Below are 22,947 nucleotides of genomic sequence, written 5' to 3' on the forward strand. Positions count from 1 at the left end.
CGGTCGAGTACCCACACCTTCTCGAACGGCCGAATCATCACACCGGTTACGGCCCACCAGGACGTTTCAGCAAGATCGTGTTATGAGCTCTAAGGCCAGCTGATACAGGCACTCACCTGTCGGCCCGTCTGCCCTCGCGGGCGGCGGGCTCAACCGCACCGCCTCTGGCGCAACTCCACCAAACACGTGCCACAGGCGAGAGCGAGCCTCACAACGACGCGGGCTCCGTATCCGATGCCAGACGGGCATGGAGTTCCACGTCGAAGCGGACGCCGTCGTATTCGAGTTTCTGCCGTTGCTGTCCTTCCACCGCGAAGCCAGCAGCGCGGGCCACTCGGCATGAGGCGGGATTGTTCACACGGTGTCCAAGCTCCAGCCGGAAGAGTTCCGCGTCGTCGAAAGCCCAGCGGGCCACGGCACGGCAGGCACAGGAAGCAATGCCCCGGCCACGAGCCGTTGCAGTCGTCCAATAGGACACCCATCCAGTGGCATGACGCCGATCCACTTGGCTGACACACACCTGGCCCAGAACGAGGTCATCGCCATCGACGACGGCGAAGGAATAGGCAGAGTCCGCAGCCCACTGGTCATCGCGAGCCGTTATCCACCGTTCGGCAGCCTGGACAGAATTGACTGGCTCGCTGGCCTGGCCACGCATGAGCGGATCCGCGAACGCGGCCACCACCCCCCAGGCATCCTCGGCCCTCCATCCCCGCAACACCAGGCCAGAGGAAGTATCCACACGATCGCGCACGGCGCGAGTCTTCCTCAGCAAACATCGCCTGTCACGTCGGTTTTCCCCAGCAGTTGAGTGAGTCGGCTTCCACCGCAGGGAGTGCCGTCATTTCTCGGTTCTGGCACAGATCTTGGGGAGTGGTCGCGGAGCGTCATCTCGGTGTTCGATTGTGAGATTCAGGCTTGATGCCCCATTTCATCGGAAGTGAGCTGTTGATGGCGCTGTGACCAGGGCGGTGCAGACTCGGTGAGATGAGCCGGGCTCAGAGCATGTCGGCGGTAGTGCTCCATTTCGCGCGGCGTCCCGTCGCCTTTCACTGGTCCTGCGCCGTATGCCCCTTCCTCTCGGACCGGGGAGGCCACTCAACGAGCGGTGGCGTCAATGAGGATTGCTCGAAGTCGTGCTTGGCACTCGGCAACGAAAGCGGGGAAGGTGTGTCGGTAGTAGGAGATGCCGCTGACGCCCACCGCGATCGCCCAGGCGCGGGCGCGGGCCCAGGTCGCATCGTCCAGGTTCAAGGTGTCCCAGTAGGCCTGTCGTGCTTGTGGCGGGAGGTCCCAGAGTGTGGAGTGCTCGGCGTCGGGAAAGCCGACCGAGAGTCCTCCGAAGTCGATGACTGCATGGAGCTTGCCTTCGCGGACCAAGAGGTTGGTCGGCTTGAGGTCGCCGTGGAGCCATACGTGGGGTCCGGAGGGCTCGGGCAGTGCGAGCGCGGCTCGCCACAACTGTTCTAGGGAGTCAACGTCGACCTCAGAACCCACAGTGGTTCGGCAATCGTTGAGACACCTGGCGATCCACTGGTCGCATGGCCCCAAGCTGCCTCCGCGGTACCAGCTGAGGTCATCTGCACGAGTCGCACCCATGAGGTCAATGTCGTGGAGTTCCCGCACGACCGCCGCCAGGTCGGCTCCGAAGGCGGCCCAGTCCTGGACGGTGGAAGGGCTGGCCTCGTCACCGTCAATCCAGCGGTAGACCGACCAGACTAGAGGGAAGACGTTGGTGGGCGTCCCGGCGTGGACGGGCTCGGGAATCGGAGATGCAAGTAGGGGCGCCAGGCGAGGAAGCCATTCCTGCTCCTTTCGCACGGACTGTCCCTTGTCGGCGGTTCGTGGGAGTCGCACGAGCAGGTCATTGCCCAGCCGATACATGGTGTTGTCCGTGCCCGCGCCGGCGGGCGACAACGGCAGGTCAGCCCACTCTGGGCGCTGGGCCTTCAGCAGCGACCGGACTAGCGTCTCGTCGACTGGGATCTCATCCTCGTGAAGCGTCACGTCGGAAGTCTCACCGCAAGAAGGAACGAGAAGCCAGTGACTTTCTGAGGTTCTGGTACAGAGAGTCGTCTCGGAGCGTTACTGGAGCAGGATCATCTTGCGGAGAAGTTCGAATCCGGCTCGGCCGTAGAGCTGCCTTTTGATCTTCTTGATGCGGTTCACGGCTCCCTCGATGCTGCCTGAGCTCCAGTCCAGGGTGAGCCCGGCGGTCACGGCGTCGAGGTCTCGGAGCAGGTGAAGTGCGAAACCGGTGAGCCCGGGTAGCCGGCTGTCGTCGACGGCGTCGATCCAGGCAGGGAGCGTGGCGCTGAGGCGGCCGCTGAGCATCTCGCCGAAATCGCGGACGTGTCCGGCGGCCGTGTCCAGTTCGGGGCAGCGGACCAAAACCTCCTTCAGACCGGCCCGGTCTTCCTCGGTCAGGGTCGCGGGGTGGCGGGTGAGCCAGCCGGTCACTTGCCGTACTGTCGGCGGCCGGGGCGGCGCCACGGACGGAGCCCCGCGCAATGTGGCTATGTGGGCGCGGACCATGCCATAGGTGACCGGTGCTTGCTCGTCGACCAGCTCGCTGTGCAGTCGGGTGACGCTGGTGCATCCCTCGGCGAATCGTCGTTCCAGGTAGGGCTTGTAGGGGTCCAGCCTGCTGGGCCGGGGCCGATTGTCGCGGATGGTGTCCTGCCAGCGGGCGGCGTTCGCGTATCGGAGCACGGTGTTGAGGCCCCAGCCCAGGTGCCGGGCGATCGCCCGGCGTGAGTGGCCCTGGGCGAGCATCTTGTGGACCAGGGCATGTGCTGCCTTCTTCCGCTCGGCCCGCCGGCCGGCGGGCACCGAGTCGTCCTGCGGCCGACCGGAAGCCAGTCGGGTAGCCTCCGGCAGCATGCCGCTGGGTGAAGGATTGTGTAGGCAGTCGCGATGGGCGGCGACGCAGGTCTCCACGGCTCGGCCGAGGCCCTGCCACAGATGGAACCGGTCTGCGACCTGCAGAGCGTCGGGGGCACCGCGCCGGGCGCCCTCGGCGTAGGCGCCCGCCCGATCCCGGCAGATGATCTCCACGCCGGGGTGACGGACCAGCCACGCGGCCAGTGGTCCGGCTTCACGCGTCGGGAGCACATCGACCACGCGATGGTCTTCGACGCTGGTCAAGACGGTGGAGTAGGTCTGGCCACGACGGATCGCAAAGTCGTCCACGCCCAGCACACGCGGCGTGCTGAACCGTGGATCGGGCAAGGCCATGACCCTGCGTAACAAGGTCATCCGTCCCGCGCCGAAGCCCAGCTGTGCCGCCAGCCGGGCGCCGGCCCGCCCGGCCAGCGCGAGCCCCACTCGCTCCAAGGCGTGGTTGAGCCGAGTTGTGAACCGTGCGTGCGGGGCGGCCAGCCGGGAGAACGGCTCGGCGAACGTCCGGCGCGGGCAGTCCGCCATTCCGCAGACGAAGCGCCGGACAGTCAGCCGGATCACAAAGCCCTGATCAGCGAGCGGAAGGTCTCAGCCTGCGCTGGTAACGGTCGTGGACTCGGTCCGAGAAGCGACCGCAGTCCGGACATGCAGCCTCGGTCACGCGGCCTCTCGCCACCACCTCGACGGTGCCGAACGCGGCCGTCACCGTTTCGACATCCACGTCGTCGACGCCGGCGAACACCAGCGAGTCCCAGAACGGTGCATCGGTCTGCATAACCAGCACCATCACCGCCCACAACCGACCGCAGCAGCGGCCAACAGACACCTGAGGGAGCGTCACTTCTGATCGACGGACAACAAGGCGTACGCGGTCTCAAGCGAACCCGGTCCTCGCAATCGAACATCGGGGTAACACTCCGCGACGACTCCCCAAGATCTGTGCCAGAACCCATTTCTCATCGACATCCAGGCGGCGAAAGATCACCAACCGCCTCCCAACCCCGTCCACATCTGCTGTTCCTAGACATGCACGAAGCCACCGCCCAGAGCGACTCCGAGCGCGACATCCAGCAGGATCTTGCCCGGATCATGCACCGCCCGCGGCTTGCGCCACGGCGCCAACGCCGTCGATATCGCGGTGTCCAGGCCCAACTTGCGGACACTCTCGACCAACAGCACCGCCCCGGCCTGCGAGACCGCCCCGCTGCCACCGCCCTCGACGCGAACACGCGGGTACAACCCGATACGCTTACTCACCTGGAGAGTGCTTCTTCCCGTGCAGCCAAAAGGACCCTAGACAAGTCCCATCGTTGCAGGTCAGGAGCACTCTCCGCTTATTTGATCAAGCATCGGACAACCCACCTCGCGAAAGCCCGAGGTTAGACACTCATGTCGAGTCTGGCGTAGTGGTGGTTCCTGGCCGGTCTGACATCCGTGGTGCGGCTGCTGCCATGAGCGCCCGACGAACCGCGCGCTGACCATGCTCCCCTTCCAAGCCGCTCTCCCAAGGTCTCACCGCCATGCCTCCACCGGCGCGGCTAGCTCCGGTCGACGGCATGGCAGCGTGGCTGAGGCTGGTGGGGGTGCAGCGAGGCACACACGTGCATGGTCGGTCGGCGCGCCCGCCGTCGTGGCTGACTGTCGTCGGCTGAGGCTCAGACACTCCGGGGGCCAGTCCGCCAAGGGACGTTCGAGGCGAAGGAACCGTGCCACTCGCGTGCCAGATCCTGCGGGGAACCACGGGGAGCAGCAGGAACTTGACTTGGATGCGACCAGGACGCCGACGCCACTTCGCCGCAGGTCAGCCCACTATCCGCCGCTAAGGACCCAAGCTTCCCAAGCTGAGGTTCTGGCCTCTAGCCTCCGCTCATGGTCGACATTCACCTTCCGCGGGCCTTGGTTGCTCTACACCTCGACGTGTACGCAGCTCGGTTGAGAGTGGTCGAGCATGTTCGTGCGCACGGGCCGGTAGGTGACTGGGAGCCCTGACGTCAACGCTGAAGCAGCCAGACTTCAGCAAGCCAGTGAAGCGCGTGAGACCGCCCTTCGGCAGGCAATCGAAGAGTGAGGGCCTCTTCGCCCCGAAGCAACTTGGTTGGTCGCTCGACCTTGGGCCGGCGTGGCTCTCACCTGCTGTGATGGTCCGCAGGTGTGTGCCGTTGTCCGCGGGCGTTGTCACGCAGTTACGTAGACATTCACGGCTATCGCTCAGGGGCGGACGTATTGGGCTGTGAGAGCGGGCAGGTCACAACCAGGCGGCAGGAGCCGCTCAGAGCATCGGCGCATCTCGGCCGCGGCGCCCCGTCGTTGACCGTGGTTGACCGCTCGGTGTGGCACGGTTGTGGCGCGCGGCCTCGATGTCCCGAAGCAACTTAATCAAGTAGTCCCATCGCCCCAAGCGCTTCCGCGCCGGAGCTTCCCATATCACGCAGATTCTTCGCCGCCTCGTCGGATTTTCGACTCAATTCATAAGCGTGCTGCCTGGTAAGAGGAAGTCCGTCTAATGCAAGGTGCAAGGCTACATATCGACGCTGCAGCTCCGTTAGTTCGATGGAATTGGAGCAGCTATAGTTTTTCGGTATCGTCAGGGCGAAATCAATTACATCTACAAGCGCTTGTCCCGGCATGTAATATATTTCTTCCATTGGGGCTCCTTCTGGGTTTTCTGTCGGTTGTACGCTTTCCACTAGCTCCGCCGGAATGTCTAGATAATGGTGGGCTACCCAGTGCATGTCCGGCTCCGACAGGGCATGAGATATTGCGGCGCGATCCCAAATGGCTAGCGTGCGCTCATTGAGGGATAGCTCATTGGCGAGTTTCATTCTCTTGCCGGATGGGATGGGCTGATTGGAGAAGAATATGATTCGGCTGAATTTGCGGTCCGAAGATGCAGCGATTCTTTCCACATCGTTTCTTATCTTCTTGGCATACTCTTTTTCGAGGCTGCAAGCTACGGCCACGGTCGCGGTGGTAGCCCGAAGTGAAAACCAGGTGGAGACTTCGTATGGAAGGGTGCTTTCGAAGCTTTCCGCGTCCCTCCCTCCGTCGCCACCTGAGCTCACCGGCCCAGTGGCTACCAGCAAATTCTTAGCTATGCGGCGTCGGGCAATTTCGGTACACAGTCGCTCGAATCGATGGTGTTCATTTCGTGAGCCTAGCTGGCTCAGGTAGTGATCAATCAGCTCGGCAAATTCTGCGGTGTTCATCTGGTGAACTCTCTCACTTTCGCTGGCTTTGTCAGAAATTCCTGATGAGTCGACTTTCGCGCTTTCTGCTCAGGCTTTGGTGTTCCTCATGGTTTAGCTGGTGTCGATGATTCTGCCAGTAGTGCGAGGCCGGCGGAACGGCTTTGGGTTGGAGCTGCTTTGGCGCGAGTAATCATGGCCCCGTAAGCTTCCTGCGAGTCGGGAAGTCTGTGGACCTGCCCGTTAAAGCATGACGTTGGGGCCATGATCTTTGAGGCTCGCGCCAAAGTGGCCGCCTAAAGCCGTGGAGCCGACCACCCCAGTCACGACGGCCCCTTCTCTCACACCAAGCGGCTGTGTGCTTTGAGCGCGGTACGGATGCCGGCCGGGCTGGAGCGGGGCGGAGACAGGAGCGCAGGCCCGGCCGGTGCCCGGGCCGCGCGCGGGGAGCGGAGCGAGCCGCCTTGATGAAGTAGAGAAAGTTCTATCGCACCGGCGTCAGGTGCTTGCCGTCATGGCTCCGCACGTGGGGCCCGTTCCCGTCGAGGGCATCCAGCAGCCGGATCGCGTAGACCTCGGACATCCACTCGGTGACCTCGTCCGGCGTGAGCCAGCCGACCGCGGTCGCTCGGTGCCAACGTCGCCACCGCCGGGTGCCTCGATCTTGCGCACCCTCAGGCCTGGTTGCGCTTCGGTATCGCCGGATGGCCCGCGCTCGCCTTTCTCGGCGGGACGCTCCTCGCCCACACCGAGACCCCGGTGGAGGACCGGATGTCCGTTCCTGCGGTGCCTGCGGCTGACTCTTTGGCGCTGGAGCTCGTCAACGAGGAACAGGCCCCGGGGCTGGAACCAGCGCCGATTCCTGCGGCTGATGAGTCTCCGGTCCCGCCTCCCGCCGACACATCTCCGCCCGTGCCGGCCGCGCTTGTTGCCCATGCCCGGAAGGTCGCCGACGACCACCGCGCCCGTACCGGCACACCGATCGACACCGACATCCTCCGCGCCCGCCTCGGAGTCCCGCCCCAACTCGCAGCCGCCATTGCCGCCCAGCTCGCCTAACCCGAGAGGAGACCCACCATGCCTGCCCGCGACCACTTCCACTCCGTGATGCGGATCGGACCGGTGCAGATCGGTACCCACCGCGATCGGCACGGCCGCACCCAGCACGCCGCCGTGTGCACCGCCGATCGCTGCGGTTGGTCGTCCGACTTCAGCAGCCAGTCCGCCGCGCAGCTCGCCGCCCGTACCCACCGCTGCAAGGTCCGCTGAAGGAGACCCGCCATGGAAGTACCGCTCTGGCTCGCCCTGATCGCCGTCGGCTGGCTCGGCGTGAAGCTGATCCGCCCGCCCTGGTGGCTCGTGCTCGTGCTGCTGCTCGGCGGCTACCTACTCGCCGGCAGCCTCCTGGCCCCGTGATTGACACCGCCGTCAAGTAACCCCGACCGAAGGGAGAACCGCCATGTTCCGCCCGAGGAACCCCACCAACCCGTTGCCGACCGGAACCGTCCGGAGCGACGTTCCCGCCGTGCCGCACCAGACCCCGGCCCCTACGGCTCCCGTACGTCCCACGGTTCAGCTCACGCCCGGTGCCGTCGTCGCCGTCATCGGTGGCGGTACGGCCGTGGTCCTGGTCGTCGGCGCGGTCCTGGTCTCCATGCTCCTCGCGGTCGCCGTCACCGCCGCGTCGCTCGCTATCAGCGCTCTGGTCATCCGGTCGCTCGTGGCGTCGCAGAACCACCGCTGACCGGCTTCCGGGCGGCCTCGATACCGCCAAGCATCCGCTGCCCGGAAGCCGTGCTCCTGCCCGAAACACAGATCCGGAAGGAAGCACCATCATGACCGACCGCACCGCCCGCCGCCGGGGGAGTGCACATGCCTGAGTCGCAGCTCGACCGGCTCACCCTCGGCGACCTGCTGAGGGCGGCCTCGGCCCCCGAGTTCCACCGCTGGGAGGACCAGATCCGCCGCACCGGTGGCTGCTCCGACCCAATTCACCTGACCGGTTGGACCCTCACCAAGGACAAGACCACCGGCGAGACCCTTCACCACTACTCGACCGAGACCGAGCCCGGCGGACGTCTCCGCCTCGCCTGCGGCAACCGCCGCGCTTCCCGCTGCCCCTCTTGCGCCTGGACGTACGCCGGAGACACCTACCACCTGATCCGCGCGGGCCTGGCCGGAGACGACCGCCGCGATGTCCCCGCCACCGTCCGGGAACACCCCCGCGTCTTCGCTACCCTGACCGCTCCGTCCTTCGGCCCGGTTCACAATCGGCCCGACAGTGGCACCTGCCGTTGCATGCATCCGAGCTCGGTACCGCCCTGAACCCCGAGACGTGCGACTACGCCGGATCGGTCCTGTTCAACAACCACGCCGGCGACCTCTGGATGCGGTTCACCACTCGCCTCCGACGGGAAATCGCGGCCCGCGCCGGACTCACGCAGGTGGAACTGAAGGAATCTGCCCGGCTCTCGTACGGCAAAGTCGCGGAGTTTCAGAAGCGTGGGGCGATCCACTTCCACACCGTGATGCGGATCGACGGGCCGAACGGGCCCGGCACCCTTCCTCCGTCCTGGGCCACCCTCGACCTGCTCACCGACTCAATACGCGCAGCCGCTCGACACAGTTACACCTCGGTGTCCGCTCCCGCCGCCGACGATCAGCCCGCTCGTACCTTCCGCTGGGGCACACAACTCGACGTCCGCCCGGTCGTTGCCTTTGGCGACGGCTCCGACGTCACCGAACAGGCTGTGGCGTCCCACGTCGCGAAGTACGCCACCAAAGCGGCGGAGAACACCGGCACTCTGGACCGCCGCATTGGTGAGCTCTCCGAACTCGATCGCCACAGCGTTCCCGACCACGCCCGCCGTCTCATTGCCGCATGCCACCTCCTCGATCCGCTCTACCCCGAACGTCGGTTGTGGGCCTGGGCGCACATGCTCGGGTTCCGCGGGCACTTCTCTTCGAAGTCCCGCCGCTACTCGACCACCCTCGGCGAGCTCCGCCAGGCCCGCGCCGACTTCCGTGCCGCGCAGGAATGGCAGTCCCTCGGCCTGGAGGACCGCATCCCGGACACCGTGCTCGTCCTGGCCGACTGGCAGTACGCCGGCCACGGTCACTCGCCCGGCGAATCCGTCCTCGCCGCGACCATCGCCCGTGGTCTCCAGCTCAACCGCGAGACCGCCCGTGCAGCCATGGCGGAGCTGGTCGACGAGGGTGAGTGGTGACCATGGCGCTTCCTCTGCCGCGTCGCTATCTGACGCCTGACGACCTGGTCGAGATGTTCGAGCTGCCCAGCGTCGAGACGGTCTACCAGTGGCGCCGGAAGCGGACCGGCCCCCGCGGCCTCCGTGTCGGCCGGCACCTACGCTTCGACCCCGACGACGTACGGGCCTGGGTCGACTCCCGCCGGAGCGAGGCGGCTGCCTGATGGCCGGACACATCCAGGACCGCTGGTTCGTGACCGTGACCGGCCCTGACGGTAAGCCGCGAAAGGTGAAGTCGGATCGCTACGGCTTGGGTTCCCGTTACCGTGCGCGCTACGTCGGGCCGGACGGCACGGAGAAGTCGAAGAGCTTCCCGGACCGACAGAAGCGGCTCGCTGATCAGTGGCTGGCCCATACCGAAGCGGACATGGCGCGGGGTCAGTACATCGATCCTCGCGCGGCCCGGACCACCTTCCAGCAGTACGCGGAGGGCTGGGTGTCCACGCAAGGGGACGACCCCAACACGCAAGCGTCGATGGAGTTGCAGCTCCGGTTGCATGCGTTTCCGTACCTCGGCACGCGTCCGCTCGGTTCGTTCCAGCCGGCGCACATCCGCGACTGGGTTCAGCAGCTTCAGGCGAAGGGCGTGCGTGGCTCGTACGCTCGGACGATCTACTCCAACGTGCGGGCGACACTGAGCGCGGCCGTGGACGACGGGCACCTTCCTCGGAACCCTTGCGCTGCCCGCTCGGTGCGGCCGCCGACCGTGGACACGAAGCGCGTCACGCCGTGGTCGACGGAACGGCTCTTCGCGGTGCGTGCGGGCATGCCGGAGCGGTATCAGGCGATGGTCGACCTGGGCGGCGGCTGCGGCCTGCGGCAAGGCGAGATCCTGGGCGTCGCGGTGGACTCGATCGACTTCCGGTCGGGCACGTTGCACGTCGTCCAGCAGCTCAAGCTGAGCCGCAGCAAGCCCGTCTTCGCTCCGCCCAAGGGCGGCAAGCTGCGGGATGTGCCGCTCCCCGGTCCTGTCGCTGACGCACTGCGGGCACACATGAGGCAGTTCCCGCCGGTCGAGATCACGTTGCCGTGGAAGGTCGCGGGCGGACCGCTGGTGACCAAGCGGCTCATCTTCATGGGACCGCGTGGGGGTCATGTCTGGCGTACCTCGTTGAACGAGGAAGCGTGGAAACCGGCCCTGGCTTCGGCTGGAGTCATCCCGACCTCGGCAGCCGGCGCTCCGCACGCCGAGTCACGCGAGAACGGCATGCACGCCATGCGGCACTTCTACGCGTCGGTGCTGCTGGACGCCGGGGAGAACATCAAGGCGCTTGCCGAGTACCTCGGCCACTCGGACCCTGGCTTGACGCTGCGGGTGTACGCGCACCTGCTGCCGTCGAGCCAGGAGCGTACTCGGAGTGCAGTTGCTGCAACGTACAAATCTGAGGCTTCGGCAATGTCTTCCGCTAGAGCAGCTGCTACAGGTGCTGGTACTCACGGGGGTGCCTAGTGTGCATCATGGCCTCGTATTGCAACCTCGTATTGCAACCTCGTATTGCAACCTCGTATTGGAACCTCGTATTGGAACCTCGTATTGGAACCTCGTATTGCAACCTCGTATTGGAACCTCGTATTGCACGCACGCTAGAGAACGGGGCGTCGGGGGCGTCGGGTGTAGGTACGCAAATGTCAGTGGGTCACCTGCGAGAGGGCTGGCCGTGGAACCAGCCCTGACCTGGTCAGGTCAACCTGAGCGGCCTCACCGCGTTGTCCACGTCCACGGGCGTGGACAATTCATCCATGGAGATAGACAGCCGCTACATCCTGCTAGATCCATCTACATTTCTACAGTCGATGTGGAAGTTGCGTCGGCCCTACCGCATTCACTCGGACCGTGCTGCAGATTTGGCTAAGGGGTGGCAGCTATGTCAAAGTCTCAGCGGCATAAGAATGCCGCCCGGCTAGGGGCGGCATTCGCCTCCGTGCCGCTTTTCAGTCATGACCTTGATCCGGTGTAACCAAAGCACAGCAGGAGAACTTCATGGTCCCACGTACGGGCATGAGCATCGACGTCCACCCACGTGATCTACCGATTGTTCTGATCGGCACGGGTGGCGGGGCACTCGCGCTGTGGGCAGACGCATCCCCTGAGATCGCCATCCCGGCGGCTCTACTGATCATGCTCGACATCCGCGTGCGCTTCTGGCGCGGTCAAGTCTGACGGCCCACAGACGGCCCAGCGCACCAAAAAGCCCCCCACCACGCGGAAAACCCGCAGGTGGGGGGCTTCTTCAGCTCTGCTTACTACTTCTTGCCCTGGTTCTTCACGGCCTCGATGGCGGCCTTCGCCGCGTCCGGGTCGAGGTACGTGCCGCCCGGCTTGACCGGGTGGAAGTCGGCGTCCAGCTCGTAGGCGAGCGGGATGCCGGTCGGGATGTTCAGGCCCGCGATGTCGGCGTCGGAGATGCCGTCGAGGTGCTTGACCAGGGCGCGCAGGCTGTTGCCGTGGGCGGCGATCAGGACCGTGCGGCCGGCCAGGAGGTCCGGGACGATGCCGTCGTACCAGTACGGCAGCATGCGGACGACGACGTCCTTGAGGCACTCGGTGCGCGGGCGCAGCTCCGGCGGGATCGACGCGTAGCGCGGGTCGCCGCTCTGGGAGAACTCGGTGCCGTCCTCAAGGGCGGGCGGCGGGGTGTCGTACGAGCGGCGCCACAGCATGAACTGCTCCTCGCCGAACTCGGCGAGCGTCTGCGCCTTGTCCTTGCCCTGCAGCGCGCCGTAGTGGCGCTCGTTCAGCCGCCAGGAGCGGTGGACGGGGATCCAGTGGCGGTCGGCGGACTCCAGCGCGAGCTGCGCGGTCCGGATGGCGCGCTTCTGGAGGGAGGTGTGCAGGACGTCGGGGAGCAGGCCGGCGTCCTTGAGCAGCTCACCGCCGCGGACTGCCTCCTTCTCGCCCTTCTCCGTGAGGTTGACGTCCACCCAACCGGTGAACAGGTTCTTCGCGTTCCATTCGCTCTCGCCGTGGCGGAGGAGGATCAGCTTGTACGGTGCGTCGGCCATGGGCCCGAGCGTAATCGAAGCCGTCCGGGCGCCGCGCGGCCGGTCACAGGGCGGACAGGCGGCGGCCTGGGGTGGGGGAAGGGTAGGGGAACGCGCGGGTGACGGGTGCGGGAACGCGCGGGTGACGGGTGGGGGAACGCGCGGGTGACGGGTGGGGTGCGCGGGCGTGACGGGTGGGGTGCGCGAGGGGTGCGGGGAGCCGGGGGTGTGGTGGATTGACGGTCGGCGTCAATTGACTGGCGCACCGGAAAGCAGCGTTCGTAATGTTCGTACAGCTGCCGGGCCTCTTACCGGTGGTGTCCGTTCCTTACGTCCCCGGGGGGATTCCGCATGTCTGTCGCCGGTCTCGGGCGGGCCGCACGGGAGTCCGTGTCCGGTCTCCCCAGGCAGTTCTGGTGGTTGTGGACCAGCACGCTGGTCAACCGTCTCGGGGCGTTCGTCGCCACCTTCATGGCGCTCTACCTGACCATGGACCGGGGGTACTCCGCCTCGTACGCAGGTCTGGTCGTCGCGCTGCACGGGCTCGGCGGGGTCGTCTCCTCACTCGGGGCCGGGGTGATGACCGACCGGCTGGGGCGCCGGCCCACGATGCTCATCGCGCAGACCTCGACCGCCGTGTCCGTGGCCGTGCTCGGGTTCATGGTCCATCCGGCGGCGATCGCGGCCGTCGCCTTCGTCGTCGGTATGGCGAGCAACGCCTCGCGGCCCGCGGTGCAGGCCATGATGGCCGACATCGTCCGGCCCGAGGACCGGGTGCGGGCCTTCTCGCTGAACTACTGGGCGATCAACCTCGGCTTCGCCGTCTCCTCGGCCGGGGCCGGGTTCATCGCCGAGTACAGCTACCTCGTCGGGTTCCTGGGCGAGGCCGCGATGACGCTGGCCTGCGCCTTCGTCGTCTTCATGAAGGTGCCCGAGTCGCGGCCCGACAAGCCGGCGGTGTCCGGGCGCGGGGCAGTCGACGAAGACGAGATCCGGCTCTCCACCGTGCTGCGCGACGGACGGTTCATGGGCGTCGTCGGGCTGTCCTTCGTCATTGCCCTGATCTTCCAGCAGGGGTACATGGGGCTGCCGGTGGCCATGGGGGCGGACGGGTTCTCCAGTTCCGACTTCGGTACCGCCATCGCCGTCAACGGTGTGCTGATCGTGGTGCTCCAGATCCCGGTCACGCGCTTCATCCAGCACCGCGATCCGCGCCGGCTGCTGATCGTGTCGTCGCTGCTGGCGGGGTACGGATTCGGGCTGACCGCGTTCGCCGGTTCGGTCGCCGTGTACGCGCTGACCATCTGCGTCTGGACGGTCGCCGAGATCGTCAACTCGCCCATCCAGAGCAGTCTCGTGGTGCGGCTCTCGCCCGCCCGGGGCCGGGGCCGCTACCAGGGCATGTACACGATGTCCTGGTCGGCGGCGGCGCTGGTCGCGCCGCTGATGTCGGGCCAGGTGATCGACCGGTTCGGGGCGCAGTGGCTGTGGGGGACGTGCGCCGTCCTGGGGACCGGGGCCGCCCTCGGGTACGGGATGCTGATGCGCAGGCTTCCCGCGGCGGAGGCGGAGTCGACGGTGGCGGCTTCGGCCCCGGCCCCGGCCCCGGCCCCGGCCCCGGCCCCGGAGCCGGAGGCGGTGCCCGGGGTGGTGCCGGAGGCGGTGCAGGCGACGGGCAGGGCAGGGCGGCCGAGCGGCTTCCCGGAGCCGGCCCGTCAGCCACGCAGGTAGGACAGGTCCTCGTCACTGAGGTCGAGATCGCCCGCCGCGAGGTTCTCCTCCAGGTGGTCGAGCACACCGGTGCCCGGAATCGCCAGCACCGACGGAGACGTCGCCAGCAGCGAGGCGAGCTGCACCTGAGCGGTGGTCGCGCCCAGGCGTGCCGCGACCTTGCCGAGCCGTTCGGTGTCGAGCGGGTTTCCGCCACCGCCGAGCAGGAAGTACGGCACGTAAGCGATGCCCGCCGCCTCGCACCCCGCGAGCAGCCCCGAGTCATCGGCGTACTCGTTCTGCACCGCCGTGACGGGCGCGATCGCCCGAGCCTCGGCGAACTGGGCGGCGTCGACATGGCTGACGCCCAGGTGCCGGATCAGCCCCTCCGCCCGGAGCTCGGCCAGCACCGCGAACCGTTCGGCGATCGACTCGCCACCCGGTTCGGCGAGCCCGCCCACCCGCAGGTAGACCAGGTCGAGCCGGTCCAGTCCGAGTGAGCGCAGATCCGCCTCGACCAGGCCGCGCAGTTCGTCGGGCGTCGCCTGCCTGCTCGGCACACCGTCCGGCCCGAGCAGCGGCCCGACCTTCGTCGCGATCACCAGGTCGTCACGGTAGGGGGTCAACGCGGTGCGGATCAGCTCGTTGGCCCACACCGATTCCCGGCCGTAGAAGCCGGCTGTGTCGATGTGGTTCACGCCCAGTTCCACGGCGCGCCGGAGCACCGCGACGCCGTTCTCCGAGGTGCGTGTCGGACCGTCGAAGGTACCCACGGCGAGGCGCATCGCGCCGAAGCCGAGCCGGTTGATGGTCAGGTCTCCACCGAGGGAGAAAGTCTTGATCGTCATGGGACTCATGGTGTCCGCGGCCACCGTTCCGGGCGAGTGCGTGGCAGTTTGCTGCCAGACTGGCGGGGTGCGGAATGAACAGGTGTTCTCGGTCCAGGGGGACGCGGAGCTGGTCGCGCGCGCCGGTCATCTCTTCGCGTCCGCGTGCACCGAGTTCCTGTGCGCCGCCCGGGATCTGAGGACCTGGTCCCAGCCGGAGGCCAGGGCATCGGTCCAGGAACGGATGCGTGCGGCGCCTGCCCCGGCCTTCACCACGCGCAAGCTGCTCAGCCCCGTGGCGCTCGTCGAGGAGGAGGCCCGCGCGCACCTGAGGGCGGTGCAGAGCAAGGGGGCCGAGGTTCGGATCAGCGGCTCGCCGCTGCCGTACGAGACCATCCTCATCGACCGGCGGGTCATGATCCTGGCCGACCGGGAGACCCCAGCCGGCCGTGAGTACACCGTGACGACGTCACAGATCCTGGTCGAAGGCGTCCACTCGCTGATCTCGGCGATCTGGGACAACTCCACCGATCTCGAAACCTATCTGCGCAGCGACGTCCCTCACCTCGACGCCGAGGGCCGCGCGATCCTCAAAGCTCTGAGTACGGGGCTCACCGACGCGTCGGCGGCCAGGCGGCTCGGTGTCTCGCTCCGCACCTACCGGCGGCGCGTGGCCGAACTGATGGCCGCACTCGAAGCGGACTCCCGCTTCCAGGCCGGGTTGCGTGCGGGCGAGCTGGGGCTGCCCCGCTGACCGCAGCGACCGTATGCCCGCCGTGCTCCGCTGCCCGCCGTGCTCCGCTGCTTTCCGTGTTCCGTAGCCTTCCGTGTTCCGTAGCCTTCCGCGTTCCGTAGCCTCCGCGTTCCGTAGCCTCCGTGTTCCGCAGTCTCCGTGTTCCGCGGACTTCGTGTTCCGCACGCGAAGGGCGCCCCGCGCGAAGCTGTGCGCTTCGCGCGGGGCGCCCTCCCGGCTCCGCGCCCGTCGTCCGACCGGGGCCGGTCAGCCGCTGCAGCCACCGCACTGGCACGGGGCCCCGGACTGGCAGCCGCATCCGCAGCCCGAGCCGCAGCCGCAGGCGCCGAGCACGGTCAGGCGCACCACGTCGGCGGCTGCCTCCTGCTGGGGGTCGGTCGTGGGGGAATCGGCCATGGTTCCTCCTCCTCGCGTACGACAGGGCCGTACGCCACAACGACGCGCGTACGACCGGGGCGCACGGACAAGGCGTGCCGCCCTACCCCATTGCATGCCCAACCGGGCGGGCGCATCAACGGCGCACGCGCGCAGAAACACATGTGCGATCCGATGCGACCGCGTACGCCGCCGAAGAACCACCCCGCCGCCCCGCCGTGCCAGTCCGGCCAGCCGCCCCGGCCAGCCGACCCAGCCCGCCCCCCCGCCCTGCCCAGCCGGGCCCGGCTTCCGGTTACGCGCTCTCCACCGGTGCCGGCTGCTGGATCTCGTCGGCGTGCTCGCCCGTCACCAGGTACACCACGCGCTTGGCGACCGACACCGCGTGGTCGGCAAAGCGCTCGTAGTAGCGGCCCAGCAGCGTCACGTCGACGGCCGTCTCGATGCCGTGCTTCCAGCGGTCGTCCATCAGGTGCTGGAACAGGGTGCGGTGGAGCAGGTCCATCTCGTCGTCGTCCTGCTCCAGCTGGAGCGCCAGATCGACGTCCTTGGTGATGATCACCTCGGCCGCCTTGGCCATCAGGCGCTGCGCCAGCTGGCCCATCTCCAGAATGGTGGCGTGCAGGTCGCGCGGCACCGCCGATTCCGGGAACCGCAGCCGGGTCAGCTTGGCGACGTGCTGGGCGAGGTCGCCCGAGCGCTCCAGGTCGGCACTCATCCGCAGCGACGTGACCACGATCCGCAGATCGGTCGCCACGGGCTGCTGGCGGGCGAGCAGGGCGATGGCCCGCGCCTCCAGGTCGTGCTGCAGGTCGTCGACCTTCTCGTCGGCGGCGATCACGCTCTCCGCGAGCTTGAGATCGGCGTCGAGCATGGACGTCGTCGCCCGGCCGATCGCCGACCCGACGAGCCGGGCCATCTCGACCAGACCTTCGCCGATCGAGTCGAGTTCCTCGTGGTATGCGTCACGCATGGAAGTCCCTCTCCAGTCCTCACCAGTGCCGGGGCCAGGTATGAACCCCACGCTGCCACCCTGGGCGGCATACGCGTCGGCTTTCGGCCGACCAAGTGAACCGGCCCTTGCCCCTCGGTGAACTCTGGGCGACGAGTGTTCGGATACGCACCCGGATGGCTGGGAGAGTCCTCCCGGACCCGCATAACCTTGACGTATGGACGTGAACGCGGCGGTCGCCGCAGCAGCGGCGATCGGCGGTGCCTGCACCGGCGTGATCGCCATGCTGGCGTTCCGCTGGAGCGAGCGCGACCAGAAGATGCCGACGCGCACCTCCCTGCGGCCCGACAGCAACGCACCCCTGCCCCCCGGAGTGGACACGGTCCTGTCCGTGCTCAGTTCCTCGGCGGTGGTGCTCGACGAGAGCGACGGCGTGGTCAAGGCCAGCTCCGCCGCGTACGCGCTGGGCCTGGTCAGGGGCGGGCGGCTCGCCGTCGACGCGATGCTGCACATGACCAGGGACACCCGCCGCGACGGTGAGATACGACAGGTCGAGCTGGACCTCCCCCGGCGAGGTACGGGCCGCGGCGAGACCCTCGCGGTCTCCGCCCGGGTCGCCCCGCTGGGCTCCCGGCTGGTGCTCCTGCTGGTCGAGGACCTCACCGAGGCCCGCCGCATTGAAGCGGTACGACGCGACTTCGTCGCCAATGTCAGCCACGAGCTCAAGACCCCGGTCGGTGCGCTCTCGCTGCTCTCCGAGGCCGTGATGGACGCCTCGGACGACCCGGAGGCCGTGGAGCGGTTCGCGGGGCGGATGCAGATCGAGGCGACCCGGCTGACCAACCTCGTCCAGGAGATCATCGACCTCTCCCGGGTGCAGAACGACGACCCGCTGGAGGACGCCGAGCCGGTCCGGGTGGACGAGCTGGTGGCCGAGGCCATCGACCGCTGCCGCCAGCAGGCCGGCTCGAAGCAGATCACCATGGCAGCGGGCGGCACCGCGGAGCTCCGCATCTGGGGCAACCGGGGCCAGCTCGCGGCGGCGCTCGGCAATCTCGTCGAGAACGCCGTCAACTACAGCCCCGCCCGTACCCGAGTGGGCATCGCCGCCAGGCACGTGTCCGTACCCGGCGGGGACCAGATCGAGATAGCCGTGACCGACCAGGGCATCGGCATCTCGGAGAGGGACCGCGAGCGGGTCTTCGAACGCTTCTACCGCGTCGACCCGGCCCGCTCACGGGCCACCGGTGGCACCGGCCTCGGCCTCGCCATCGTCAAGCACGTGGCCGCCTCGCACGGCGGGGAGGTCACGGTCTGGAGCTCGGAGGGCCAGGGCTCCACCTTCACCCTGCGGCTGCCCGAAGCGGGCGCCGCACGGGAACGGGACCGCAGCTCGGGCGGACCGCTCGTCGTCAACGAAGACGAGGGGCCCTACGGCCCCGCTCACCCCGACACCCTTGAACCATTTCCTGCCCCGGAGGTCCTTCCGTGACCCGAGTGCTTGTCGTCGAGGATGAGGAATCCTTCAGCGACGCTCTGTCCTACATGCTTCGCAAGGAGGGTTTCGAAGTCGCCATCGCGGCCACGGGCCCGGACGGTCTTGACGAGTTCGAGCGCAACGGCGCCGACCTCGTCCTGCTCGACCTGATGCTGCCGGGCCTGCCCGGCACGGAGGTCTGCCGCCAGCTGCGCAGCCGGTCCAACGTCCCCGTGATCATGGTCACGGCCAAGGACAGCGAGATCGACAAGGTCGTCGGCCTGGAAATAGGAGCCGACGACTACGTCACCAAGCCGTTCTCCTCGCGGGAGCTCGTCGCCCGCATCCGCGCCGTGCTGCGGCGCCGCGGTGAGCCGGAGGAGGTCACGCCGGCCGCCCTGGAGGCGGGACCGGTCCGGATGGACGTGGACCGCCACGTCGTCACGGTCTCCGGCGGCAAGGTCGACCTCCCGCTCAAGGAGTTCGACCTGCTGGAGATGCTGCTGCGCAACGCGGGCCGGGTCCTGACCCGTATGCAGCTGATCGACCGGGTCTGGGGCGCGGACTACGTGGGCGACACCAAGACCCTCGACGTCCACGTCAAGCGCCTGCGCGCCAAGATCGAGCCCGACCCGGGCGCACCGCGCTTCCTGGTGACGGTGCGGGGTCTGGGGTACAAGTTCGAGCCGTAGGCCGGCCCGTGCGTGGACTGAGCCGCCCGGCCGGCCCGTGTATGTGAACGGCGAAGGGCGCCCCGAACAGGAGGGCGCCCTTCGCCGTTCACGCACGGGCGTGTGCGTACGGCCTTCGGTCTGAACCGCGCTGCGAGGTGGGTGTGGACCGCGCGGCCGGGGTGCGTGCCCGTGCGGCACGCACCCGCGTGCGCGCTGCCGCGCAGTTCACGGATCGCGTGGCCGCCCACGCGCCCAAGCACCCGCGTGCGTGCCCGCGGTCAGTCCGTCTGTGCCGAGGCGGACGCGGCGTCGCTCGGGGTGATCTCGCCGCTGTCCGACTCCGACCCGCCCGCCGGAGCGCCCGACGACGCGGAGGTGGAAGCGGACGGGGAGGCCGGGGACTGCGACGGCGTCGGCACCGAGCTCGGGCCGAAGCCCTGGAAGTAGCTGGTCGCCGGGACGACGAACGCGCTGAGCGAGACCTCACCGGTCGAACTGAACCGGAAGACGACGGGCTGCGCGTTGCCGACCTGCGCGGCCTCGCGGCCGTTCGGGATCACGGCGGACGCGTTGCCCTGGCCGCCGAGGACCACCCTGCCGCCGGCCGGGACCACGACGGGGCCGGAGCCCGTGGCGGCGTGCAGCTCCACCGAGGCGCTCGTGCCGGGCAGCGTGACGGAGTCCAGGGTCTGCGACTTCGTACCGCTGTTGAACAGCGTCGCGGAGACGACGGCCGGACCCTCGGCGTTGCGCTCGGGCTGGGTGATGAGGTTCGCGTTCTGGATGCTGATGTCACCGGAAGTGGTGGCAGCAGTGTCCGGCCTGACCTTGAGCGTCGCGGCGTCATTGCCCGCACCGCACGCGGTGAGCGAGGCGATCGAGAACACGATGGCTGTGGCGGCGAGGGCGCCGTGTCGAAGGCTGCGGCTCACGGCGGCGGCAACTCCTTGAACGTTCGGACTTCGGACGGGGAGGGCGGGCGACGTAAAGCCGCCCTAAGGGTGTGTCAGCGGCCTTAGGCTACCGAGCCGTCCCTTCCGCCCCGCACCCGACCCGCCCCTTGCCGCCCCGGCACTTCCCGGGGCCGGGACCGGAACGGGGGCCGAGACCGGAACGGGGGCCGAGACCGGAACGGCGACCAGGACCGGAACACGGACCGGGACCGGCACAGGGGGCAGGGGTGCGCGTGCAGGCGCGCGCGGGCACGAGGCGCGGGCAGGGAACAGAGACAGGAACCGCGGGAGTCGTTCGGGCCGGTACCCGGCCGAGAATCGTCGGGCCGGTGCCGCGTGAAACCGGTCGACACACACCGTTCACATATCGCCAGTGATCAATTCATGAAGCGTGGCGCATTCCGTACGCATAACCGATCGCGCCGGAGCGCTGATCAATTCCATTGATCAGTCACACTTACATCCGCTTACATCCGCACGAGTGATCGATCTCCGAACGGAGTAGGGAAAGTTCCTCGCCCGGAAACCGGCAAAACGGGACGTTCGGTCGCTTCGGAGAGGGGTTCGGATGTGTGTAACGCACGCGTTTCGCCCCGCACGTACAGCGGCTCCGACCTGCGAATACCGTCTCCCGCGAGCCTTGCGCAGCACGTACGTGTTGCTGTTGTCAAGCCCCGAGATATGCCCTGACCTGCGAAAACGCCATTCAGGAGAAGCTGTTCTCGTGTTACCCTTGATAGCCACGGAAGGGGTACCTGTCACATGACGTTCAAGGTTGGCGACACCGTGGTCTATCCCCATCACGGGGCCGCGCTGATCGAGGCTATCGAAACTCGCCAGATCAAAGGCGTGGACAAGACCTACTTGGTGCTCAAGGTCGCCCAGGGCGACTTGACGGTTCGCGTGCCGGCGGACAATGCGGAGTTCGTAGGTGTGCGCGACGTGGTCGGGCAGGAGGGTCTGGACCGGGTCTTCGAGGTGCTGCGCGCACCGTATGCCGAAGAGCCGACGAACTGGTCCCGGCGCTACAAGGCAAATCTGGAGAAGCTCGCCTCCGGCGACGTCATCAAGGTCGCCGAAGTGGTTCGCGACCTGTGGCGGCGTGAGCGCGAGCGTGGACTCTCCGCAGGTGAGAAGCGCATGCTTGCCAAGGCTCGCCAGATTCTGGTGAGCGAACTCGCTCTCGCGGAGAACACGAACGAAGACAAGGCCGAGGCTCTGCTCGACGAGGTACTCGCGTCCTGAACCGGCTCGCGCCGGTCGTAAAAAAATGTGCCGCGGTGCCCGCTGACAACCGTATTCACGGTATGTCGTCGGGCGCTGCGGCATGTCTGGATTCAGCCACCGCGTGTCTGGATTTCGTACTGACCCGCCGATGCGTTGGCTTCATCGGCCATCCCCCCGATACCTTGCTCGCGATCTTGCGCAGTCGATCCCGAGCGGCCGGTGCGGCTTGTCCGCCATCGATCGGGTGTCACGGAAAGGGCCCGGTCGAATCGGGGCGTGGCGCCCGGCTCGCTTGTGGCCATACCCACGTCGGCCGTGCAAACAAACATGCCGAAGCTTCGGAGTGCAACCGATGTCTGATCACCCGCGTCCGTACCGCACCGCCGCCGTGATTCCGGCGGCGGGCCGGGGTGTGCGGCTCGGCCCGGGCGCCCCCAAGGCGCTCCGCGCGCTGAGCGGAACGCCCATGCTCATTCACGCGGTACGGGCCATGGCGGCGTCCCGTTCCGTCTCCCTGGTCGTCGTCGTCGCACCGCCCGACGGCGCCCCGGAGGTCAAGAACCTGCTCGACGAGCACTCCCTGCCCGAGCGCACCGACTACCTCGTCGTGCCCGGCGGCGAGACCCGTCAGGAGTCGGTGCGGCTCGGCCTCGACGCCCTGCCCGAGGGGGTCTCGGTCGTTCTCGTCCACGACGCGGCGCGCCCGCTGGTGCCCGTCGACACCGTGGACGCGGTGATCGAGGCGGTACGGGACGGGGCGCCCGCTGTCGTCCCGGCCCTGCCGCTCGCCGACACGGTCAAGGAGGTCGAGCCCGGTGCGCCGGGGGAACCGGAGCCGGTGCTCGGCACGCCCGCGCGGGCCAGGCTGCGCGCCGTGCAGACCCCGCAGGGCTTCGACCGCGACACGCTCGTGCGCGCGCACGAGGCCCTAGCCGTCGACGGCGAGGGGGCCACGGACGATGCGGGCATGGTGGAGCGGCTCGGGGCGCCCGTCGTGGTCGTACCCGGGCACGAAGAGGCGTTCAAGGTGACCCGGCCGCTGGATCTGGTGCTGGCCGAGGCGGTACTCGCACGCAGGAGGGCGAACGATGGCTTCTGAGGAAACGATGGCTCCCGAGGAACGGACCGGCCCCGTGATCCCGCTGGTCGGGATCGGCACCGACATCCACGCCTTCGAGGAGGGCCGCGAGCTGTGGTGCGCGGGGCTGCTCTGGGAGGGCGAGGGGCCCGGCCTGGCCGGGCACTCCGACGCCGACGTCGTCGCGCACGCCGCCTGCAACGCGCTCTTCTCGGCCGCCGGGCTCGGTGACCTCGGGCAGCACTTCGGCACCGGGCGGCCCGAGTGGTCCGGCGCCTCCGGGGTCACCCTGCTGACCGAGGCGGCGCGGATCGTGCGGGCCGAGGGCTTCGAGATCGGCAACGTCGCCGTTCAGGTCGTCGGGGTACGGCCGAAGATCGGCAAGCGGCGCGACGAGGCGCAGAAGGTGTTGTCGGCCGCCGTGGGCGCGCCCGTCTCGCTCTCCGCCGCCACCTCCGACGGGCTCGGCTTCACCGGGCGGGGCGAAGGTCTCGCCGGGATCGCGACCGCGCTGGTCCACCGCGTCGGATGACCCGGATCCAACCCGGCGGCTGAACGGGTCCACCGCGTCGGATGCCCCGGAGCC

At 67.9% G+C, this 22,947-nt stretch carries 24 protein-coding genes and 4 pseudogenes; 16 read left to right on the top strand and 12 right to left on the bottom strand.

Annotated features, from left to right (window positions below; translation table 11 throughout):
* Window positions 1–208 precede the first annotated feature (208 nt).
* From ACFVUT_RS26165 to ACFVUT_RS26195, 7 genes and pseudogenes are all read right to left on the bottom strand, one after another.
* Complete coding sequence (locus ACFVUT_RS26165; RefSeq protein ID WP_389654918.1) at window positions 209–754, bottom strand: GNAT family N-acetyltransferase; 546 nt, start codon at window positions 752–754, stop codon at window positions 209–211.
* A gap of 344 nt (window positions 755–1,098) precedes the next feature.
* The gene (locus ACFVUT_RS26170; RefSeq protein ID WP_389654916.1) at window positions 1,099–2,007 is read right to left on the bottom strand and encodes an aminoglycoside phosphotransferase family protein; all 909 of its coding nucleotides are present in this window, start codon (window positions 2,005–2,007) and stop codon (window positions 1,099–1,101) included.
* A gap of 78 nt (window positions 2,008–2,085) precedes the next feature.
* Window positions 2,086–3,462 carry an ISL3 family transposase gene (locus ACFVUT_RS26175; RefSeq protein WP_389654914.1) on the bottom strand — a complete coding sequence of 459 codons (1,377 nt, stop codon included), beginning with the start codon at window positions 3,460–3,462 and terminating at the stop codon, window positions 2,086–2,088.
* Between the two features lie 10 nt (window positions 3,463–3,472).
* Complete coding sequence (locus ACFVUT_RS26180) at window positions 3,473–3,727, bottom strand: hypothetical protein (RefSeq protein WP_389671054.1); 255 nt, start codon at window positions 3,725–3,727, stop codon at window positions 3,473–3,475.
* Window positions 3,728–3,939: 212 nt separating this feature from the next.
* Window positions 3,940–4,158 (bottom strand): annotated as a pseudogene (locus ACFVUT_RS26185) (transposase); the annotation flags it as partial.
* Window positions 4,159–5,273: 1,115 nt separating this feature from the next.
* Entirely contained in the window at window positions 5,274–6,107 is an 834-nt protein-coding gene (locus ACFVUT_RS26190) for a hypothetical protein (RefSeq protein WP_389654910.1), read from the bottom strand.
* Window positions 6,108–6,570: 463 nt separating this feature from the next.
* Window positions 6,571–6,714 (bottom strand): annotated as a pseudogene (locus tag ACFVUT_RS26195) (NUDIX hydrolase); the annotation flags it as partial.
* On the opposite strand from ACFVUT_RS26195, the pseudogene ACFVUT_RS26200 reads away from it, so the two are divergent.
* The 9 genes and pseudogenes from ACFVUT_RS26200 to ACFVUT_RS26240 all read left to right on the top strand — a co-directional run.
* Window positions 6,711–7,145 (top strand): annotated as a pseudogene (locus tag ACFVUT_RS26200) (SpdA protein); the annotation flags it as partial. The pseudogenes ACFVUT_RS26195 and ACFVUT_RS26200 sit on opposite strands and share 4 nt — an antisense overlap.
* 18 nt (window positions 7,146–7,163) lie before the next feature.
* Entirely contained in the window at window positions 7,164–7,355 is a 192-nt protein-coding gene (locus tag ACFVUT_RS26205; RefSeq protein ID WP_389654908.1) for a mobile element transfer protein, read from the top strand.
* A 12-nt stretch (window positions 7,356–7,367) separates the two neighbouring features.
* Window positions 7,368–7,502 (top strand): hypothetical protein, encoded by a 135-nt coding sequence (locus ACFVUT_RS26210; protein ID WP_389654906.1) that lies wholly within the window; start codon window positions 7,368–7,370, stop codon window positions 7,500–7,502.
* Window positions 7,503–7,545: 43 nt separating this feature from the next.
* A complete protein-coding gene (locus tag ACFVUT_RS26215; protein WP_389654904.1) occupies window positions 7,546–7,830 on the top strand; it encodes a SpdD-like protein in 285 nt (94 codons plus the stop codon).
* Between the two features lie 128 nt (window positions 7,831–7,958).
* A pseudogene (locus ACFVUT_RS26220) lies at window positions 7,959–8,248 on the top strand (replication initiator); the annotation flags it as partial.
* Window positions 8,210–9,313, top strand: a complete 1,104-nt coding sequence (locus tag ACFVUT_RS26225) for a replication initiator (protein WP_389671056.1) — start codon at window positions 8,210–8,212, stop codon at window positions 9,311–9,313. The pseudogene ACFVUT_RS26220 and the gene ACFVUT_RS26225, both read left to right, overlap by 39 nt.
* A gap of 2 nt (window positions 9,314–9,315) precedes the next feature.
* On the top strand, window positions 9,316–9,516 hold the full coding sequence (locus ACFVUT_RS26230) for a helix-turn-helix transcriptional regulator (protein ID WP_389654902.1): 201 nt from the start codon (window positions 9,316–9,318) through the stop codon (window positions 9,514–9,516).
* Window positions 9,516–10,802 (top strand): tyrosine-type recombinase/integrase, encoded by a 1,287-nt coding sequence (locus ACFVUT_RS26235; protein ID WP_389654900.1) that lies wholly within the window; start codon window positions 9,516–9,518, stop codon window positions 10,800–10,802. Before ACFVUT_RS26230 ends, ACFVUT_RS26235 begins: the two co-directional genes overlap by 1 nt.
* A 549-nt stretch (window positions 10,803–11,351) precedes the next feature.
* Window positions 11,352–11,513 carry a hypothetical protein gene (locus ACFVUT_RS26240; RefSeq protein ID WP_239085975.1) on the top strand — a complete coding sequence of 54 codons (162 nt, stop codon included), beginning with the start codon at window positions 11,352–11,354 and terminating at the stop codon, window positions 11,511–11,513.
* Between the two features lie 83 nt (window positions 11,514–11,596).
* Here the strand turns inward: ACFVUT_RS26240 and ACFVUT_RS26245 are convergent, their stop codons facing one another.
* Window positions 11,597–12,355, bottom strand: coding sequence for a phosphoglyceromutase (locus ACFVUT_RS26245; protein ID WP_389654898.1), 759 nt, complete (start codon window positions 12,353–12,355; stop codon window positions 11,597–11,599).
* A 330-nt stretch (window positions 12,356–12,685) separates the two neighbouring features.
* On the opposite strand from ACFVUT_RS26245, the gene ACFVUT_RS26250 reads away from it, so the two are divergent.
* Window positions 12,686–14,065 carry an MDR family MFS transporter gene (locus tag ACFVUT_RS26250; RefSeq protein WP_389654896.1) on the top strand — a complete coding sequence of 460 codons (1,380 nt, stop codon included), beginning with the start codon at window positions 12,686–12,688 and terminating at the stop codon, window positions 14,063–14,065.
* On the opposite strand, the gene ACFVUT_RS26255 is transcribed toward ACFVUT_RS26250, so the two are convergent.
* The gene (locus ACFVUT_RS26255; protein ID WP_389654895.1) at window positions 14,050–14,892 is read right to left on the bottom strand and encodes an oxidoreductase; all 843 of its coding nucleotides are present in this window, start codon (window positions 14,890–14,892) and stop codon (window positions 14,050–14,052) included. The genes ACFVUT_RS26250 and ACFVUT_RS26255 overlap by 16 nt on opposite strands.
* A gap of 67 nt (window positions 14,893–14,959) precedes the next feature.
* Here ACFVUT_RS26255 and ACFVUT_RS26260 point away from each other — a divergent pair, with 67 nt between their 5' ends.
* Window positions 14,960–15,625, top strand: coding sequence for a DNA-binding response regulator (locus tag ACFVUT_RS26260; protein ID WP_389654893.1), 666 nt, complete (start codon window positions 14,960–14,962; stop codon window positions 15,623–15,625).
* Window positions 15,626–15,871: 246 nt separating this feature from the next.
* Here ACFVUT_RS26260 and ACFVUT_RS26265 read toward each other — a convergent pair whose 3' ends face one another.
* Together ACFVUT_RS26265 and phoU are read right to left on the bottom strand one after the other, a co-directional pair.
* Window positions 15,872–16,021 (bottom strand): hypothetical protein, encoded by a 150-nt coding sequence (locus ACFVUT_RS26265; RefSeq protein WP_389654891.1) that lies wholly within the window; start codon window positions 16,019–16,021, stop codon window positions 15,872–15,874.
* Between the two features lie 274 nt (window positions 16,022–16,295).
* Window positions 16,296–16,973 carry a phosphate signaling complex protein PhoU gene (gene phoU / locus ACFVUT_RS26270; RefSeq protein WP_389654889.1) on the bottom strand — a complete coding sequence of 226 codons (678 nt, stop codon included), beginning with the start codon at window positions 16,971–16,973 and terminating at the stop codon, window positions 16,296–16,298.
* 196 nt (window positions 16,974–17,169) lie between these two features.
* Here phoU and ACFVUT_RS26275 point away from each other — a divergent pair, with 196 nt between their 5' ends.
* Both ACFVUT_RS26275 and ACFVUT_RS26280 read left to right on the top strand, forming a co-directional pair.
* The gene (locus ACFVUT_RS26275) at window positions 17,170–18,444 is read left to right on the top strand and encodes a sensor histidine kinase (protein ID WP_389654887.1); all 1,275 of its coding nucleotides are present in this window, start codon (window positions 17,170–17,172) and stop codon (window positions 18,442–18,444) included.
* Complete coding sequence (locus ACFVUT_RS26280; protein WP_030977814.1) at window positions 18,441–19,121, top strand: response regulator transcription factor; 681 nt, start codon at window positions 18,441–18,443, stop codon at window positions 19,119–19,121. The genes ACFVUT_RS26275 and ACFVUT_RS26280 overlap by 4 nt, the downstream gene beginning before the upstream one ends.
* Before the next feature lie 260 nt (window positions 19,122–19,381).
* On the opposite strand, the gene ACFVUT_RS26285 is transcribed toward ACFVUT_RS26280, so the two are convergent.
* Entirely contained in the window at window positions 19,382–20,035 is a 654-nt protein-coding gene (locus tag ACFVUT_RS26285; protein WP_389654885.1) for a DUF461 domain-containing protein, read from the bottom strand.
* 783 nt (window positions 20,036–20,818) lie between these two features.
* Between ACFVUT_RS26285 and ACFVUT_RS26290 the strand changes: the two genes are divergently transcribed.
* From ACFVUT_RS26290 to ispF, 3 genes are all read left to right on the top strand, one after another.
* Entirely contained in the window at window positions 20,819–21,301 is a 483-nt protein-coding gene (locus ACFVUT_RS26290; RefSeq protein ID WP_006380568.1) for a CarD family transcriptional regulator, read from the top strand.
* A 334-nt stretch (window positions 21,302–21,635) separates the two neighbouring features.
* Window positions 21,636–22,382, top strand: a complete 747-nt coding sequence (gene ispD, locus ACFVUT_RS26295) for a 2-C-methyl-D-erythritol 4-phosphate cytidylyltransferase (RefSeq protein ID WP_389654883.1) — start codon at window positions 21,636–21,638, stop codon at window positions 22,380–22,382.
* Window positions 22,372–22,893, top strand: a complete 522-nt coding sequence (gene ispF / locus ACFVUT_RS26300; protein ID WP_389654881.1) for a 2-C-methyl-D-erythritol 2,4-cyclodiphosphate synthase — start codon at window positions 22,372–22,374, stop codon at window positions 22,891–22,893. Before ispD ends, ispF begins: the two co-directional genes overlap by 11 nt.
* Window positions 22,894–22,947: the final 54 nt, after the last annotated feature.

The organism is Streptomyces sp. NPDC058051, assembly GCF_042885475.1.
GTDB lineage: Bacteria > Actinomycetota > Actinomycetes > Streptomycetales > Streptomycetaceae > Streptomyces.

Excerpts from the sequence above, each read along its gene's own strand:
- ACFVUT_RS26275 (WP_389654887.1), top strand. The coding sequence starts at position 17,170 with ATGGACGTGAACGCGGCGGTCGCCGCAGCAGCGGCGATCGGCGGTGCC.
- ACFVUT_RS26255 (WP_389654895.1), bottom strand. The coding sequence starts at position 14,892 with ATGACGATCAAGACTTTCTCCCTCGGTGGAGACCTGACCATCAACCGG.
- ACFVUT_RS26245 (WP_389654898.1), bottom strand. The coding sequence starts at position 12,355 with ATGGCCGACGCACCGTACAAGCTGATCCTCCTCCGCCACGGCGAGAGC.
- ACFVUT_RS26235 (WP_389654900.1), top strand. The coding sequence starts at position 9,516 with ATGGCCGGACACATCCAGGACCGCTGGTTCGTGACCGTGACCGGCCCT.
- ACFVUT_RS26250 (WP_389654896.1), top strand. The coding sequence starts at position 12,686 with ATGTCTGTCGCCGGTCTCGGGCGGGCCGCACGGGAGTCCGTGTCCGGT.
- ispF (WP_389654881.1), top strand. The coding sequence starts at position 22,372 with ATGGCTTCTGAGGAAACGATGGCTCCCGAGGAACGGACCGGCCCCGTG.
- ACFVUT_RS26210 (WP_389654906.1), top strand. The coding sequence starts at position 7,368 with ATGGAAGTACCGCTCTGGCTCGCCCTGATCGCCGTCGGCTGGCTCGGC.
- ACFVUT_RS26230 (WP_389654902.1), top strand. The coding sequence starts at position 9,316 with ATGGCGCTTCCTCTGCCGCGTCGCTATCTGACGCCTGACGACCTGGTC.
- ACFVUT_RS26265 (WP_389654891.1), bottom strand. The coding sequence starts at position 16,021 with ATGGCCGATTCCCCCACGACCGACCCCCAGCAGGAGGCAGCCGCCGAC.
- ACFVUT_RS26190 (WP_389654910.1), bottom strand. The coding sequence starts at position 6,107 with ATGAACACCGCAGAATTTGCCGAGCTGATTGATCACTACCTGAGCCAG.
- phoU (WP_389654889.1), bottom strand. The coding sequence starts at position 16,973 with ATGCGTGACGCATACCACGAGGAACTCGACTCGATCGGCGAAGGTCTG.
- ACFVUT_RS26290 (WP_006380568.1), top strand. The coding sequence starts at position 20,819 with ATGACGTTCAAGGTTGGCGACACCGTGGTCTATCCCCATCACGGGGCC.
- ACFVUT_RS26240 (WP_239085975.1), top strand. The coding sequence starts at position 11,352 with ATGAGCATCGACGTCCACCCACGTGATCTACCGATTGTTCTGATCGGC.
- ACFVUT_RS26215 (WP_389654904.1), top strand. The coding sequence starts at position 7,546 with ATGTTCCGCCCGAGGAACCCCACCAACCCGTTGCCGACCGGAACCGTC.
- ispD (WP_389654883.1), top strand. The coding sequence starts at position 21,636 with ATGTCTGATCACCCGCGTCCGTACCGCACCGCCGCCGTGATTCCGGCG.
- ACFVUT_RS26205 (WP_389654908.1), top strand. The coding sequence starts at position 7,164 with ATGCCTGCCCGCGACCACTTCCACTCCGTGATGCGGATCGGACCGGTG.